We start from the raw sequence: 15,686 nt of genomic DNA, 5'->3' as shown, positions 1-15,686 counted from the left end.
GGGAAGTTATGGGTTTTTTTAATAGGTTTTTTAAAAAAGTTGAAAAAGTAAATGAGCAAGAAGCTACTCTTCATGAATTAAGTGAAGAATTGTATGTTGAATCACCGGTAGAGGAAGCGACTAGTTACTGGGTATCAATGGCACAAAATATAATTGTTAATGCTGTAAAAGCGGCTGACAATGATGTGGAACGTGCCTTCGTGTTATTGAATTTGAAGAAAGGTGAGGCTTCATTTGATATTTTTTATCAAATAAATGGGCAATTGTATTTCTGGGATCAGCTAGAAAATGAGACGATAAGAAATAGAATTCAGAACGAGTTGTTACCGCAAGCTCCAGAAGTTTCAAATGCAGTAAATGAGCAATTTCGTGGAGCTGATCACCCTATAATTTCGTTCGCACAATTGCAGTTTGAATGGGAAACGAAAGCCTGGTTCTCACATGTAATTTGGGAAGATAGCCTTGCTGCTCAATTGCCCAAAACTCAAATTCTAAATGAATGGTTTCGTGTAATTAAAGAAGAAACGAAAAATAGACCACTGGATAGTGATGCGAAATTTTCTTGGTATCCATCAAACTCTTAAAAAATGAATACAGAGAGACAGGTTATGTTTCTAGATGATTTGTATTATTGAATAAGTATCAATAATACGTAATTCTTTTTCTATTGCCTGTTAGAATTCGTTATGTACTAAGCTACTTGTTTTCTAAACTAAAACTTATATTTCGAATTTTTAAATAGATTGTAATACATAAAAATTCGAAATATAAGTTGACACTATTTTTAATGTGTGATAAAAATGATAGTAATCAATTCGGAAAATAATATTTGGGCAATGAAAGGGTATAGTAGTGAATATCTCCCTATTTCAGAGAGCTGATGGTTGGTGTGAATCAGTATATAGATTATTCATGAAGTTCGTCCTGGAGCATCTTTCATAAATCTCATATTTTGAGGAAATGAAAGACGGTAGTTTATACCGTTATCAAATAAAGTGGTGAAGATTTTTTCACAACTAGGGTGGTACCGCGATATTTATCGTCCCTACGTATTTACGTAGGGACGTTTTTTATTTAGGTCCTAACTTTGGTGTGGCTTCATAACTAGGGTGGTACCGCGATATTTTATCGTCCCTACGTTTTTGCGTAGGGGCGTTTTTATTTAGGTGGTTTCTTAGTGTTCTTCACAACTAGGGTGGTACCGCGATATTTTTGTCGTCCCTACGTATTTACGTAGGGGCGTTTTTTTATTATTAGGGAGGAAGTGAACGTATTAGAAAAAAGTATTGATAGAACAATATAAATACCGAATTGTAACAAAGAAAAAGAGATAGAGAGGAGATTAACAAATGAATTCACAGCAATGGACATCGAAATTAGGTTTCGTATTAGCTGCAGCAGGTTCGGCAATTGGTCTTGGGGCGATTTGGAAATTCCCATATATGGCCGGCATTGGAGGAGGCGGAGCGTTCTTCCTAATTTTCATCGGTTTCACATTATTAATTGGTTTACCGCTATTATTAGCTGAATTTGTTATTGGAAGAAGTACACAAAAAGAGGCTGTTGATGCATATAGAGAGATTGCTCCTAAAACGTTATGGCCTTGGTTAGGTAAATTAGGAATTGTAACATGTTTCATATTACTTTCTTTCTACAGTGTTGTAGGAGGCTGGATTTTATTATATTTATGGAATGCGATTACAGGTAGACTATGGGAAGGAAATGGAGCATACGAAGCTACGTTTGGTGAAATCATTTCCAATCCATATTTAGCAGTTGGATCACAGCTATTATTCATCCTTATTACTATTTTTATCGTAAGTAAAGGTGTACAAAATGGTGTTGAAAAAGTAAATAAATATTTCATGCCAGCACTATTCGTTTTATTCTTTGTATTAATCGTTCGTGCACTTACGTTAGATGGTGCTGGAGAAGGAGTTCGTTTCTTCTTACAACCTGATTTCTCACATGTAACATCAGAAGTTATTTTATACGCAATGGGGCAATCGTTCTTCTCATTATCTGTTGGGGTAGCCGTTATGGTAACGTATAGCTCATACTTACCGAAAGAAGAAAGCTTACCACGTTCAGCATTTTCTATCGTAGCCTTAACTCTTGTTATTACATTACTTGCAGGACTTGCAATTTTCCCAGTTGTGTTCGCATTTGGAATGGAACCATCTCAAGGACCGGGACTATTATTTATCGTATTGCCAGCTATTTTCAGTAAAATGGCATTCGGAAAATTATTCTTCATCGTTTTCTTATTATTATTCTTCTTCGCTACGATTACATCAGCAATTTCGATGTTAGAAATTAGTGTCGCATCGTTAACATCAAAAGGTAAAGGGAAACGTGAAAAAATGGCCTTAATCGTAGGGTTATTAATCTTCGTTGTTGGGGTACCATCAGCATTATCATTCGGTATATTAAGTGATCTGAAGATTTTCGGGAAGACAGTCTTTGATTTAGCGGACTATGCAGTAAGTAACGTATTAATGCCACTTGGTGTATTATTAGTTTCTATCTTTGTTCCTTTAAAAATGAAGAAAGATGTATTAATGAAAGAGCTAGGTGTAAGTAAAAATAAAGGTTATAAACTATTCGTATTATGGTTATTCTTACTTCGTTATATCGCACCAATTGCGATTATTATCGTATTCTTAAATGTACTTGGCATTATATAAAAAGAAAGGTAGCGTATCATACAAAGATACGCTACCTTTTTATTTTGCTCTTTTTTGCAATTCATTTACTGTTACGAACTGATAGCCCTTCTTAGATAAAATTTCGTGCTTTAAGAAGGGTGTGGATGCAAGGAGAAGGAATTTATCATATAATAAAATGCAAAAGGTATATTAGGAGGTGTTTATATGGCGATTATAATTCAATTGCCAGACACTGCAACGTCTCATGCAAAGCCAAGTATGGAAATGGCGATACTTTGCGTGAGGTAGACAAGTAATATACAATCGCCTATATGAGCTCGTATCATTTTTTATATTTGGCTTTGCACCTTATTGAAATGAACCATAAAAAATAAGGGGCGAGCAGAAATGAAATACGTAAAAGCTAATGCTGTTTTACCGGAGAGTTTAATTACTGAAATTCAAAAGTATATACAAGGTGAAACAATTTACATTCCGAAACAAGAAACGAAACATTATAAATGGGGTACACGATCTGGCGGAAGAAAACAATTAGATGAAAGAAATAAAGCAATTAAAGAAGCGTTTAAAAGTGGGATTGCTATTCATCAACTTGCAGAAGAATATTTTCTTTCTGGGGAAACGATTAAAAAGATTGTGTATTCTAAATAAGAGGAAAAGAGTCTGATTCATATATTACTTTGAATCAGACTCTTTTTGTTTTATATGTATTGGATATATGAAGTGTGAACGGGCATGATAATAGAAAAAATGTGCCGTTTTTTTATTAAATGCTATACAGAACATTTGAAGAGTAGAAAGGTGAACATATATGAATCATATTGGACAAATAACGATAGAGCTTTTAATTGGTTTTTTTGTTCTATTAATTGCTACAAAAATATTAGGGAAAACACAAATATCTCAGCTAACGCCCTTTGATTTTATTTCTGCAATCGTCCTAGGTGAGCTCGTTGGAAATTCAATATATGATCCTAAAATTAAAGTATGGTCTATTTTATATTCAGTATTTGTTTGGGTAATTTTAATTTATACTATTGAAGTGATAACACAAAAAGTAAGAGGGACAAGAAGGTTTTTTGAAGGATATCCTTCAATTATTATTCGTAATGGAAAGATTGATCGTGAACAATTAAGCGTAAATCATTTGGATATAAACCAATTACAACAAATACTTAGGCAACAAAAAGATATATTTTCAATCCGAGAAGTTGAATATATGATATTGGAACCTAACGGAAACATAAGCGTTTTGAAAAAAAGTAAATACGAATCTCCTACTGTAAATGATTTAAGTTTAAAACATAAGCCTGTATACTTACCAATTTCATTAATTAGTGATGGAAAAGTAGTTAAGGATAATTTGAGGGAAGCGGGATTTGATGAAGGGTGGCTTTATAAACAAATAAAGCAAAAAGGAATTACTAAATTTGAAGACGTATTATATGCGGAATGGAAAACGGATGATGGCTTCTTTTGTCAGGAAATGCAGCGGTAGAGAATAAGTGATATATGTAATGTTTGTTTCTAAGTTATCTTTTACATATCAAAAAACGTAATCATTGTATACAATAAAACTAGATCAACAATTTGTATGGAGTGATAAAGATGGAAGCGTTTATTAGAAGTGATCAATATAATTTTATAAAATCACAAGCTTATATTTTAGCAAACGGGCATGCAACGGCAAATGATAGAGGTGTAATTCAAGCGTTAAAATCGCTTGCGATTGAAAAGATAATACATGTATTTGAGAATTTAACGGATGAACAGAAAGAGTTAATTGATACGGTATTAACAGTTCAAAATAGAGAAGATGCAGAGTCATTTTTAATGAAAATAAATCCGTATGTAATTCCGTTTCAAGAAGTTACAGCACAAACATTAAAAAAGTTATTTCCTAAGGCAAAAAAGTTAAAACTTCCTGATATGGAAGAAATGGATATGAAAGAAATATCTTATTTAAGCTGGATTGATAAGGGATCAAGCAGGAAATTTATTATAGCGAAAAATGATAAAAATAAATTTGTTGGTCTGCAAGGAACGTTCCAAAGTTTAAATAAAAAAAGCATTTGTTCATTATGTCATGGGCATGAAGAAGTAGGAATGTTTTTAGTTGAAATTAAAGGCGATGTACCAGGAACTTTCGTTAAAAAGGGAAACTACATTTGCAAAGATGGTGTAGCTTGCAATCAGAATATGAAATCGCTAGATAAATTGAACGATTTTATTGACCGCTTGAAGAAATAACGAGAAAACCTCTAGTATTTAAACTGGAGGTTTTTATTTTTTGAAGAAGTAAAATAAGCTTTCTTTGTAAATGTAGATTTATAATGAAATTTGATAAAAATATCTATTATGATACAGTTGCTTATATGCAAGGAGGTAAAACATGGATTACCTTTTATCGAAAGAAAAAGTGAAGCGATGGCCCAAAGATATGATAGCGGCGGGGCGTTGTCATACTGTTGGCCTTAAATCGGATGGCACGGTAGTAGCAGTGGGCCGGAATAAAGAAGGGGAATGTAATGCAAGTGGCTGGCGAGATATTGAAGCAGTCGCAGTGGGGAATGATAAACATAACCAGTGTGATGTAAGTGGCTGGATAAATATTGTAGCAATAGCAGTTGGTACGAATCATACAATTGGACTAAAATCAGACGGTACCGTGGTGGCAGTGGGCTGGAATGAGTATGGTCAATGTAACGTAAGCGATTGGCGCGATATTGTAGCGATAGCGGCTGGTTGTGCACATACAGTCGGACTAAAATCAGACGGCACGGTAGTCGCGGTAGGTAATAATGAATTTGGCCAATGCGATGTAGGTAGCTGGCGCGACATTCGGTTGCCTGGCAAATAGTCAATTTACAATAAATGATTAGTAATATTATTCTATTTTAGGAGTAATTATGGAATAGGATATGTAGAAAATAATTAAACTTAAATCTACTGAATAAGAATCTCTTTTGAAAAGGGATTCTTATTATTTTTCATAAAATGAGGGTCTAAATGGAATTTTTGAACAAACTATATTTCAAAATTACAGTAGAAGATATAAATAAAGTATAGAGGAGATAAAGAAATGCTTAAAAAGTTTTTGCTTTCTTTACCGGATGTTTTACTTATATGTATCGTTCTCTACATAACGTACACAAATTCTTTTAGCTTTGGACAGATGTTAGTAATTTCAATTGCAATCGGAATTATTGGTGGTCTTGTTATAAGGATTGGTAAGGATGTATTTATGTATATAAGGTGGACAATGAAACAGAGGAAATCTTGAATACGTTGTATTGCTATTAGGAGGAGATGAAATGACTAAGAAAAAGAGTAGAGTGAAAAATGAAGTAGCGCTTTGGGCATTAACAGCGGTTGTTCTCATCATTGTATGGTACTTTTATCAAAAATAAAAACGCATCGTATTAAAAAAGCACGATGCGTTTTTATTATTTTTTTTGCCAATTTTCTTTAATAAAGTCTTCACGACCAGATTCCTTTTGCTCAGTAGCATATTTCTCTGGATTCTTTTTATAGAAATGTTGGTGGTATTCCTCTGCTGCGTAAAAAGGTGCAGCAGGGCGAATTTCAGTCACGATTGGATCTTTAAACATACCGCTTTCTGTAAGAGCTTGTTTTGATTTTTCAGCAAGCCCTTTTTGTGTTTCGTTATGATAAAAAATAGCGGTACGATAAGATGGACCACGGTCAAAAAATTGTCCGCCATCATCAGTTGGATCGATTTGTGGCCAATATAAGTCTAGTAATTTCTGATAAGGAAAAATAGAAGGATCGAATGTAATTTGAACAACTTCTAAATGTCCAGATATTCCAGCTTTTACTTGTTCATATGTTGGGTTTTCTACATGACCTCCTGCATAGCCAGAAAGTACTTTATGAATACCAGGAAGTTCATCAAATGGTTTTACCATGCACCAAAAGCAACCGCCTGCGAAGGTTGCGAGTTCGTATGTTTTTTCGGACATTGCTGTAATCCTCCTAAATGTATATGTTTTATATAGTATTATATAAATTGTTTTATTGCGCAATAAAAAAGATTTGAAAATATATGTTTTTTATAAACAAGATCCTCCGCTCACATCAATTAATTGTCCAGTTACCCAGCGGCTGTCTGGAGAAGCAAGGAATGCAGCAGTATCGGCAATGTCTTCTACTTCACCTAAGCGATTGAAAGCGGAAATAGTAGTAGCGTACTGCTTCATCATCGGGTCGCTCAAGAGTTCTGCATTCATATCTGTTTTAATAAATCCTGGAAGTATTGCATTCACCGTTATTCCTCGTGCTCCAAGCTGTTTTGCTAGCGTAAAAGTCATTGTATTAATAGCGCCTTTCGTCATACTATATGCAACAAAATCAGGTAAAGAAATGCGGGTGGCAGCGGATGAAATATTAATAATTCGGCTATTGTCACGTAAACGTGGCAGTGCTTGTTGAATGATAAAGAATGGTGCTTTTGCATTTACTGAAAACATTCTATCAAAAAATTGTTCAGTCGTTTCTTCAATAAAAGCACCAGGACCAATGCCAGCATTGTTTATTAAAATATCAAATTGTGTTTCACCAGTGCGCTTTTGTAATTCAGTATCTAAAGCGTTATAAAGGTTTTCTACACCGTGTAAGGATTCTAAATTTGCGCCGATAGAAAAAGCTTGGCCACCATCTGATCGAATTTCATGAACAGTTTCTTCAGCGTCATCTTTTCGATTACCGTAATGAACAGCAACCAATGCACCGTCATTTGCTAAACGTTTAGCGATCGCTCGTCCAATTCCTCGGCTTGCTCCTGTAACTAACGCTACTTTCCCTTTTAACATAGTTTCCTCATCTCCTCATAAACTTTATAAGTTTTTCTTTATGTAGTAATGCAAACATACTTAAGTAATATATGAGTGTATGTAAGTAATGCATTCCAATTTTGATTTGAGAAAAAATAAATAGAATGAATTTTGATTTTTTTGAGAAAACATGTTGACAACGAAAAGAACAACGTCCTATAATACGTGTAACAAATAAAAGTTAATTAAGAATTTTCTAACTTTATATGTTGTATATGCAAAGAAGAGGAAAGTAGATGATTATGATCGTTTCAGAGAGCTACTCCAAGGCTGTGAGGGTAGTAACAATCGAATCATTGAAGATCACCTCGGAGCATCGCTTGCGAAAGGGAAACTGAGTAGAGGGCGGCGGCATCGTCTCCGGTAAAAGGACGGAGGTCTGATTGGACCTACAAAGCTTATATTTCGTGAGAAGTATAAGGAAGCTGAGTGGTAACGCGAAACTCTCGCCTCAGCAATCAAAGCTACTAAATTGTAGTAGTTGATTGCTGAGGCGAGAGTTTTTATTTTTAAAAATAGAAGAAGAGAATGCGTAGAAGAGGAGAGTAAATGATAAAGATTGTTTCAGAGAGCTGCCCCGAGGCTGTGAGGGTGGTAACAATTCACTCATTGAAAATCACCTTGGAGCACTACTTTTGAAAACTAGTAAAAAGTAGCGGGGTTGTTCCCGATAGAAAAACAAAAGTCTAATTGGACTTGCAGAGCTTATATTTCGTGAGAAGTATAAGGAAGCTGAGTGGTACCACGATTCCCTCGTCTCAGCAATGGATTGCTACAAGTATGTAAGTAATCGATTGTTGAGACGAGTATATTTTTAAGGTTTATATACTGAATATTCTGTTAAAATTACTCATCTCAGCAATCGATGTAGAAATAGATTGCAAAAATAGAGAAAAAAGAGGAGCGATGTGAGATGGGAAACCAGTACATTTACATGAATGGGGAATTTGTAGAAAAAGAAAAGGCAGTTGTTTCAGTGTATGATCACGGTTTTTTATACGGAGACGGTGTATTTGAAGGGATTCGTAGTTACGGAGGAAATGTATTTTGTTTAAAAGAACATGTGAAACGATTGTATGAATCAGCGAAATCTATTTTACTAACAATTCCAATGACGGTAGAAGAAATGGAAGAAGCAGTTTTACATACACTCCAAAAAAATGAATACGCTGATGCTTATATTCGCTTAATTGTCTCAAGAGGAAAAGGTGACTTAGGACTCGATCCGAGAAGTTGTGTGAAGCCGAGCGTAATTATCATTGCAGAACAATTAAAGTTATTTCCACAAGAATTTTATGATAATGGGCTAAGCGTTGTATCTGTTGCATCAAGACGTAATACGCCAGACGCGTTAGATCCACGTATTAAGTCAATGAATTATTTAAATAACGTACTTGTAAAAATTGAGGCGGCACAAGCAGGAGTGTTAGAGGCTCTTATGTTAAATCAACAAGGATATGTTTGTGAAGGTTCTGGCGATAATGTTTTCGTTGTGAAAGATGGAAAAGTATTAACCCCGCCATCCTATTTAGGGGCATTAGAAGGTATTACGAGAAATAGTGTTATCGAGCTATGTGAACGACTGAGTATTCCGTGTGAGGAAAGACCATTCACTCGCCATGACGTATATGTAGCGGATGAAGTATTTTTAACAGGAACAGCAGCGGAGTTAATTCCAGTTGTAAAAGTTGATTCGAGAGAAATTGGAGATGGGAAACCAGGAAGTGTAACGAAACAATTGACCGAAGAATTTAAAAAATTAACGAGAGAAAGAGGAGTACGTGTTCCCGGGCTGACGGAAAGCTTAGCATAAATAAGGAGAGGAGTTAATTGAAATGAAGCAGCAGTATACAGCGTATGAGAAGTTACAGTGTGAAGAAATGACAGGCGCTGGGCACGTGATTCAAGGTTTGAAGAAATTGGGTGTAACGACCGTTTTCGGCTATCCAGGCGGAGCGATTTTACCAGTATACGATGCGTTATACGAAAGTGGTTTGAAACATGTTTTAACTCGTCATGAACAAGCTGCCATTCATGCGGCTGAAGGATATGCGAGAGCTTCTGGGAAGGTCGGGGTAGTCTTTGCTACCTCTGGCCCAGGGGCGACAAATTTAGTTACGGGCTTAGCAGACGCTTATATGGATTCGATTCCTTTAGTTGTCATTACCGGCCAAGTTGCAACGCCTTTAATTGGTAAAGATGGATTTCAAGAAGCGGATGTTGTCGGAATTACAGTACCTGTTACGAAGCATAATTACCAAGTTCGTGATGTAAATCATGTATCACGAATTGTGCAAGAAGCTTTTTACATCGCCAAAAGCGGACGACCGGGACCAGTATTAATCGATATTCCAAAAGATGTTCAAAATGCAAAAGTCACCAGTTTCTTTAATGAAGAAGTTGATATTCCGGGGTACAAACCAGAACTTGTACCAGACAGCATGAAACTTAGAGAGGTGGCTAAAGCAATTTCAAAATCAAAGCGTCCACTTCTTTATATTGGAGGAGGTGTCATTCATTCAGGTGGATCCGATGAACTCTTCGAATTCGCAAGGGAGAACCGTATTCCAGTCGTTTCAACTTTAATGGGACTTGGTGCATATCCACCGGGAGATCCATTGTTTCTAGGGATGCTTGGTATGCATGGGACATACGCTGCTAATATGGCGGTAACAGAATGTGATTTACTACTTGCATTAGGTGTTCGCTTCGATGATCGTGTAACAGGGAAATTAGAACTTTTTTCTCCGCACTCGAAAAAAGTACATATTGATATTGATCCTTCTGAGTTTCATAAAAATGTAACTGTAGAGCATCCGATTGTTGGTGATGTGAAAAAAGCGTTACACATGTTGTTACATATGTCTATTTATACACAAACAGATGAATGGCTTCAGAAAGTAAAGGCATGGAAAGAAGAATATCCACTTTCTTATAAGCAAAAAGAATCTGAGTTAAAACCACAGCATGTGATCAACTTAGTAAGTGAATTAACGAATGGTGAAGCGATTGTCACAACAGAAGTAGGACAGCATCAAATGTGGGCTGCTCACTTCTATAAAGCAAGAAAACCTCGGACGTTCCTTACCTCTGGAGGATTAGGAACAATGGGGTTTGGGTTCCCAGCGGCAATTGGTGCTCAGCTTGCAAAAGAAGAAGAACTCGTCGTTTGTATTGCAGGTGATGCTTCTTTTCAAATGAACATTCAAGAACTACAAACAATTGCTGAAAATAACATCCCTGTAAAAGTATTTATTATAAATAACAGATTTTTAGGGATGGTAAGGCAATGGCAAGAAATGTTTTATGAAAATCGTTTATCAGAGTCAAAAATTGGCTCACCAGATTTTGTGAAAGTGGCAGAAGCTTATGGAGTGAAGGGATTAAGGGCGACAAATTCAACAGAGGCGAAACAAGTGGTGTTAGAAGCATTTGCTCACGAAGGTCCTGTCGTAGTTGATTTTTGTGTAGAAGAAGGTGAAAACGTATTTCCGATGGTTCCGCCAAACAAAGGGAATAACGAAATGATTATGAAGAGGTGGGAAGAATGAGTCATACTTTTTCACTCGTTATTCATAACGAGCCAAGTGTCTTATTACGTATAAGTGGAATTTTTGCTCGGCGTGGCTATTATATTTCTTCTTTACATTTAAACGAAAGAGATACGAGTGGCGTTTCTGAAATGAAACTCACAGCAGTTTGTACTGAAAATGAAGCGACATTACTTGTTAGTCAGTTGAAAAAATTAATTGATGTACTGCAAGTAAATAAATTATAAGGGGTGTATGGAGTATGAAAACGTATTATGAGAAAGATGCAAATGTAGAGTTATTACAAGGGAAAACAGTTGCGGTAATTAGTTATGGATCTCAAGGGCATGCGCAGGCACAAAATTTACGTGATTCAGGTGTGGAAGTTGTAGTTGGTGTTAGACCTGGTAAATCGTATGAAGTAGCAAAAGTAGATGGATTTGAAGTAATGTCTGTTTCAGAAGCGGTTCGAACCGCACAAGTTGTACAAATGTTATTGCCAGATGAACAGCAAGCACATGTATATAAATCAGAAGTAGAAGAGAATCTCCGTGAAGGACAAATGTTACTTTTCTCACATGGATTTAACATTCACTTCGGCCAAATTAATCCGCCAAGTTACGTAGATGTAGCAATGGTTGCGCCAAAAAGTCCAGGTCATCTCGTTCGCCGTGTATATCAAGAAGGAAATGGTGTTCCGGCATTAGTCGCAGTGCATCAAGATGCGACGGGAACAGCGCTACATGTAGCATTAGCGTATGCAAAAGGTGTAGGTTGTACACGTGCGGGTGTAATTGAAACGACATTCCAAGAAGAAACCGAAACGGATTTATTCGGTGAGCAAGCTGTACTTTGCGGCGGGGTAACTGCACTTGTGAAGGCCGGGTTCGAAACGTTAACGGAAGGTGGATGTCGTCCTGAAATTGCATACTTTGAATGTTTGCATGAATTAAAGCTAATTGTTGACTTAATGTACGAAGGTGGATTAACGAATATGCGCCATTCTATTTCAGATACGGCAGAATTTGGAGATTATGTAACAGGATCGAGAATTGTTACAGATGAAACGAAGAAGGAAATGAAGCGTGTTCTGACAGAAATTCAGCAAGGTGAATTTGCGAAGAAATGGATTTTAGAAAATCAAGCAGGGCGTCCGACGTATAACGCAATGAAAAAAGCAGAACAAAATCATCAATTAGAAAAAGTGGGAGCAGAGCTTCGTGAAATGATGAGTTGGATTCATGCACCGAAAGAATTAGTAAAGAAATAGAGTAAGAGAGTATAAATGAAAAATATGTAAGAGGGGATTTGACAAGATGAGAAGTGACATGATTAAAAAAGGTTTTGATAAAGCGCCGCACCGTAGTTTATTAAAAGCAACTGGTTTGAAAGATGAAGATTTTGATAAACCTTTCATAGCGATTTGTAATTCTTTTATTGAAATTATTCCAGGGCATAAACACTTGAACGAGTTTGGGAAACTTGTAAAAGAGGCAGTTCGTGCGGCAGGTATGGTACCATTCGAATTCAATACAATTGGAGTTGACGATGGTATTGCGATGGGACATATCGGTATGCGTTATTCTCTTCCGAGTCGTGAAATAATTGCAGATTCAGTAGAAACGGTTGTAAATGCACACTGGTTTGACGGCATGATTTGTATTCCAAACTGTGACAAAATTACACCAGGTATGATGATGGCTGCACTACGTATTAATATTCCGACTGTGTTTGTTTCAGGCGGCCCAATGGCAGCAGGAAAAACATCTAAAGGAGAAGTTGTTGATCTGAGTTCCGTTTTTGAAGGAGTAGGAGCTTATCAATCTGGGAAAATTTCAGAAGAAGAATTAAAAGATATTGAAGATCATGGCTGTCCATCTTGTGGCTCTTGTTCGGGTATGTTTACCGCGAACTCTATGAATTGTTTATGTGAAGTGTTAGGTTTAGCTCTTCCTGGTAACGGGAGTATTTTAGCAATTGATCCAAGACGTGAAGAGTTAATTAAACAAGCAGCAGAGAAATTGAAAATTTTAATTGAAAGAGATATTAAACCAAGAGACATTGTAACGGAAGAAGCAATTGATGATGCGTTTGCGCTTGATATGGCGATGGGCGGTTCAACAAATACAGTGTTGCATACATTGGCGCTCGCGCAAGAGGCTGGATTAGATTACGATATGAACCGTATTGATGCCGTTTCAAGACGTGTACCACATTTATGTAAAGTAAGCCCTGCTTCCAATTGGCATATGGAAGATATTGATCGTGCGGGCGGGATTAGTGCAATTTTGAAAGAGATGAGCCGGAAAGAAGGAGTACTTCATCTTGATCGAATAACTGCTACTGGGCAAACATTAAGAGAAAATATTGCTGAGGCAGAGATTAAAGATAAGGAAGTTATTCACTCTCTTGAAAACCCTCATAGTGAGGAAGGAGGATTGCGTATATTAAAAGGCAACCTTGCGAAAGATGGAGCGGTTATTAAAAGCGGTGCAACAGAGGTAAAGCGTTTTGAAGGACCTTGCGTTATTTTTAATTCACAAGATGAGGCACTTGCTGGCATTATGCTTGGGAAAGTGAAAAAAGGAGATGTAGTTGTCATTCGTTACGAAGGACCAAGAGGTGGCCCTGGTATGCCAGAAATGTTAGCACCAACATCAGCAATTGCTGGAATGGGATTAGGTGCTGAGGTTGCATTATTAACGGATGGACGTTTCTCTGGAGCTTCACGTGGAATTTCAGTAGGACATATTTCACCAGAAGCAGCAGCTGGTGGAACAATCGCACTTCTTGAACAAGGGGATATTGTATGTATTGATGTTGAAGAACGCTTGCTAGAAGTAAGAGTGAGTAATGAAGAATTAGATAAGCGTAAAAAAGAATGGAAACGACCAGAACCGAAAGTGAAAACTGGCTGGCTTGGACGTTATGCACAAATGGTAACATCGGCGAATACAGGGGCTGTTCTGAAAATCCCACATTTTGATTGAGCCAATTTAAAAGAGATAAGGATGATATATAATGGTGCAAAAGGTAAAGGAGAGAGTGAAAATTGAAGATATCTTAATGGCTCATAATTGCATGAAAGATATCGTTATTAAAACACCGTTACAACGTGATACAGTTTTATCTGAGAAATATGATTGTGACGTTTATGTAAAACGAGAAGATTTACAATTAATTCGCTCTTTCAAAATTCGTGGTGCATACAATTTGATTCAAAGTTTACCGAAAGAAAAGTTACAAAACGGTGTTGTTTGTGCAAGTGCTGGTAATCATGCGCAAGGAGTTGCTTATACATGTAATTTATTGAAGATTCCGTCGAAAATATTTATGCCCACAACAACACCGAAACAAAAAGTATCACAAGTACAATTTTTCGGTGGTGATTTCGCAGAGATTGTATTAGTTGGTGATACATTCGATAGCTCTTTCCAAGAAGCACAGTGTTATTGTGAAGAAAATAGAATGACATTTGTTCATCCGTTTGATGATCCGTATGTAGTTGCTGGTCAAGGGACAGTGGCAGTTGAAATTATGCATGATATGGAGAAACCGGTTGATTATATCTTTACGGCAATCGGCGGTGGTGGATTAGCATCAGGTGTTGGTACATATGTAAAAGGTGTTAGTCCTACTACAAAGGTTATTGGTGTAGAACCGATGGGAGCTGCCTCTATGAAAGAGGCTTTTCTTCAAAATGATAATGTCGCATTAGAGAAAATAGATAGTTTTGTTGATGGGGCAGCGGTTAAAAAGGTAGGAAAGTTAACTTTTGAAACTTGTAAAGATGTAATTGATGACATCGTTTTAGTACCAGAGGGGAAAGTTTGTACGACGATTTTAGAACTGTATAAGAAAAATGCGATTGTAGCTGAACCGGCTGGTGCACTCTCTATTGCAGCACTTGATTTATACAGGGATGAAATAAAAGGTAAAACAGTTGTATGTACGCTAAGTGGTGGAAATAATGACATTGATAGAATGCAAGAAATGAAAGAACGATCTCTCATTTACGAAGGGTTAAAGCATTATTTCATCATTGAATTCCCACAGCGTTCAGGCGCGTTAAGAGAATTTCTTGATAAAGGATTGGGGCCAGAAGATGATATTACTCGTTTTGAGTATATTAAGAAACATAATAAGGAAAATGGTCCAGCATTAGTCGGAGTAGAGTTAAAACATAAAGAAGATTATGAGCAATTAATTACTCGCTTTAAAGAAAATAATATTCAATTTATGGAGCTTAATAAAAACCCTGTTTTGTTTGATTTGCTTATTTAATAGAAGGGAAGAATAAGCATCTAAATAAAAAAGATAGATACAAGCAAAGAAATATAGTGCTTGTTCTATCTTTTTTATAGTTAAACTAGATACTCATTAAATTCAAGAAGAATAAAGCTAGTTAACCAAAAAAATATCGCAATGCGAATAATTACATACATAGTAAATTCAAAGGTAGTAAGTTTTCGTTCGCGTTTTATTTTTTTTAGAAATCTAACAGAAAAAACTGAACATAAAAGTAGAACGGCTATAGACATTTTATAAATATTTTCTAACAAACTTACATTTTCTAATAAGTTTTTCAGCATGTTTATCACCTATTCTGTAAAGTAGATTACAGAGAAATAGAT

General features: G+C 36.3%; 15 protein-coding genes, 1 pseudogene and 2 other annotated features. Of the genes and pseudogenes, 13 read left to right on the top strand and 3 right to left on the bottom strand.

Going from position 1 to position 15,686, the window contains the following annotated elements:
- Positions 1-8: 8 nt before the first annotated feature.
- The 7 genes and pseudogenes from QCI79_RS03635 to QCI79_RS03605 all read left to right on the top strand — a co-directional run bounded on the left by QCI79_RS03635 (position 9) and on the right by QCI79_RS03605 (position 5,952).
- Positions 9-584, top strand: a complete 576-nt coding sequence (locus QCI79_RS03635) for a hypothetical protein (protein WP_000505546.1) — start codon at positions 9-11, stop codon at positions 582-584.
- Between the two features lie 243 nt (positions 585-827).
- Positions 828-1,050, top strand: a binding site (T-box leader).
- Between the two features lie 299 nt (positions 1,051-1,349).
- Complete coding sequence (locus tag QCI79_RS03630) at positions 1,350-2,687, top strand: sodium-dependent transporter (protein ID WP_001088187.1); 1,338 nt, start codon at positions 1,350-1,352, stop codon at positions 2,685-2,687.
- Between the two features lie 369 nt (positions 2,688-3,056).
- Positions 3,057-3,320: a CD3324 family protein gene (locus tag QCI79_RS03625; RefSeq protein ID WP_000878325.1), complete on the top strand. Its 264-nt coding sequence runs from the start codon at positions 3,057-3,059 to the stop codon at positions 3,318-3,320.
- Between the two features lie 160 nt (positions 3,321-3,480).
- Positions 3,481-4,167: a DUF421 domain-containing protein gene (locus QCI79_RS03620; protein WP_021728692.1), complete on the top strand. Its 687-nt coding sequence runs from the start codon at positions 3,481-3,483 to the stop codon at positions 4,165-4,167.
- A 110-nt stretch (positions 4,168-4,277) separates the two neighbouring features.
- Positions 4,278-4,919, top strand: a complete 642-nt coding sequence (locus QCI79_RS03615; RefSeq protein WP_000387073.1) for a FusB/FusC family EF-G-binding protein — start codon at positions 4,278-4,280, stop codon at positions 4,917-4,919.
- A 196-nt stretch (positions 4,920-5,115) separates the two neighbouring features.
- A pseudogene (locus QCI79_RS03610) lies at positions 5,116-5,529 on the top strand (RCC1 domain-containing protein); the annotation flags it as partial.
- Positions 5,530-5,751: 222 nt separating this feature from the next.
- A complete protein-coding gene (locus QCI79_RS03605; RefSeq protein ID WP_000913386.1) occupies positions 5,752-5,952 on the top strand; it encodes a hypothetical protein in 201 nt (66 codons plus the stop codon).
- A 163-nt stretch (positions 5,953-6,115) separates the two neighbouring features.
- On the opposite strand, the gene msrA is transcribed toward QCI79_RS03605, so the two are convergent.
- Positions 6,116-6,652: a peptide-methionine (S)-S-oxide reductase MsrA gene (gene msrA, locus QCI79_RS03600; RefSeq protein WP_001291863.1), complete on the bottom strand. Its 537-nt coding sequence runs from the start codon at positions 6,650-6,652 to the stop codon at positions 6,116-6,118.
- A 90-nt stretch (positions 6,653-6,742) separates the two neighbouring features.
- A complete protein-coding gene (locus QCI79_RS03595; protein WP_000911808.1) occupies positions 6,743-7,501 on the bottom strand; it encodes an SDR family oxidoreductase in 759 nt (252 codons plus the stop codon).
- 545 nt (positions 7,502-8,046) lie between these two features.
- Positions 8,047-8,286, top strand: a binding site (T-box leader).
- A gap of 149 nt (positions 8,287-8,435) precedes the next feature.
- On the opposite strand from QCI79_RS03595, the gene ilvE reads away from it, so the two are divergent.
- Genes ilvE through ilvA form a run of 6 tightly spaced genes read left to right on the top strand, consistent with a single transcriptional unit; the run spans position 8,436 to position 15,336 of the window.
- The gene (gene ilvE / locus QCI79_RS03590) at positions 8,436-9,335 is read left to right on the top strand and encodes a branched-chain-amino-acid transaminase (protein ID WP_000528156.1); all 900 of its coding nucleotides are present in this window, start codon (positions 8,436-8,438) and stop codon (positions 9,333-9,335) included.
- Between the two features lie 22 nt (positions 9,336-9,357).
- A complete protein-coding gene (gene ilvB / locus QCI79_RS03585) occupies positions 9,358-11,073 on the top strand; it encodes an acetolactate synthase large subunit (RefSeq protein ID WP_000813474.1) in 1,716 nt (571 codons plus the stop codon).
- Positions 11,070-11,300 (top strand): ACT domain-containing protein, encoded by a 231-nt coding sequence (locus QCI79_RS03580; protein WP_000019916.1) that lies wholly within the window; start codon positions 11,070-11,072, stop codon positions 11,298-11,300. The genes ilvB and QCI79_RS03580 overlap by 4 nt, the downstream gene beginning before the upstream one ends.
- A gap of 14 nt (positions 11,301-11,314) precedes the next feature.
- On the top strand, positions 11,315-12,322 hold the full coding sequence (gene ilvC / locus QCI79_RS03575) for a ketol-acid reductoisomerase (protein ID WP_021728693.1): 1,008 nt from the start codon (positions 11,315-11,317) through the stop codon (positions 12,320-12,322).
- Between the two features lie 46 nt (positions 12,323-12,368).
- On the top strand, positions 12,369-14,042 hold the full coding sequence (gene ilvD / locus QCI79_RS03570) for a dihydroxy-acid dehydratase (RefSeq protein ID WP_001255818.1): 1,674 nt from the start codon (positions 12,369-12,371) through the stop codon (positions 14,040-14,042).
- 31 nt (positions 14,043-14,073) lie between these two features.
- Positions 14,074-15,336 carry a threonine ammonia-lyase IlvA gene (ilvA, locus tag QCI79_RS03565; protein WP_000250323.1) on the top strand — a complete coding sequence of 421 codons (1,263 nt, stop codon included), beginning with the start codon at positions 14,074-14,076 and terminating at the stop codon, positions 15,334-15,336.
- Between the two features lie 80 nt (positions 15,337-15,416).
- On the opposite strand, the gene QCI79_RS03560 is transcribed toward ilvA, so the two are convergent.
- On the bottom strand, positions 15,417-15,644 hold the full coding sequence (locus QCI79_RS03560) for a hypothetical protein (RefSeq protein WP_000916802.1): 228 nt from the start codon (positions 15,642-15,644) through the stop codon (positions 15,417-15,419).
- Positions 15,645-15,686 lie beyond the last annotated feature (42 nt).

The organism is Bacillus cereus group sp. MG1 (assembly GCF_040460035.1).
GTDB classification, from domain to species: Bacteria; Bacillota; Bacilli; order Bacillales; family Bacillaceae_G; genus Bacillus_A; species Bacillus_A cereus.
This window is presented reverse-complemented; position numbering and strand designations above follow the sequence as displayed.

Coding starts and splice junctions, on each gene's coding strand:
- ilvB (WP_000813474.1), top strand. CDS start 9,358: ATGAAGCAGCAGTATACAGCGTATGAGAAGTTACAGTGTGAAGAAATG.
- QCI79_RS03615 (WP_000387073.1), top strand. CDS start 4,278: ATGGAAGCGTTTATTAGAAGTGATCAATATAATTTTATAAAATCACAA.
- QCI79_RS03560 (WP_000916802.1), bottom strand. CDS start 15,644: ATGCTGAAAAACTTATTAGAAAATGTAAGTTTGTTAGAAAATATTTAT.
- QCI79_RS03635 (WP_000505546.1), top strand. CDS start 9: ATGGGTTTTTTTAATAGGTTTTTTAAAAAAGTTGAAAAAGTAAATGAG.
- QCI79_RS03630 (WP_001088187.1), top strand. CDS start 1,350: ATGAATTCACAGCAATGGACATCGAAATTAGGTTTCGTATTAGCTGCA.
- ilvA (WP_000250323.1), top strand. CDS start 14,074: ATGGTGCAAAAGGTAAAGGAGAGAGTGAAAATTGAAGATATCTTAATG.
- QCI79_RS03580 (WP_000019916.1), top strand. CDS start 11,070: ATGAGTCATACTTTTTCACTCGTTATTCATAACGAGCCAAGTGTCTTA.
- QCI79_RS03595 (WP_000911808.1), bottom strand. CDS start 7,501: ATGTTAAAAGGGAAAGTAGCGTTAGTTACAGGAGCAAGCCGAGGAATT.
- QCI79_RS03605 (WP_000913386.1), top strand. CDS start 5,752: ATGCTTAAAAAGTTTTTGCTTTCTTTACCGGATGTTTTACTTATATGT.
- ilvD (WP_001255818.1), top strand. CDS start 12,369: ATGAGAAGTGACATGATTAAAAAAGGTTTTGATAAAGCGCCGCACCGT.
- ilvC (WP_021728693.1), top strand. CDS start 11,315: ATGAAAACGTATTATGAGAAAGATGCAAATGTAGAGTTATTACAAGGG.
- ilvE (WP_000528156.1), top strand. CDS start 8,436: ATGGGAAACCAGTACATTTACATGAATGGGGAATTTGTAGAAAAAGAA.
- QCI79_RS03620 (WP_021728692.1), top strand. CDS start 3,481: ATGAATCATATTGGACAAATAACGATAGAGCTTTTAATTGGTTTTTTT.
- msrA (WP_001291863.1), bottom strand. CDS start 6,652: ATGTCCGAAAAAACATACGAACTCGCAACCTTCGCAGGCGGTTGCTTT.
- QCI79_RS03625 (WP_000878325.1), top strand. CDS start 3,057: ATGAAATACGTAAAAGCTAATGCTGTTTTACCGGAGAGTTTAATTACT.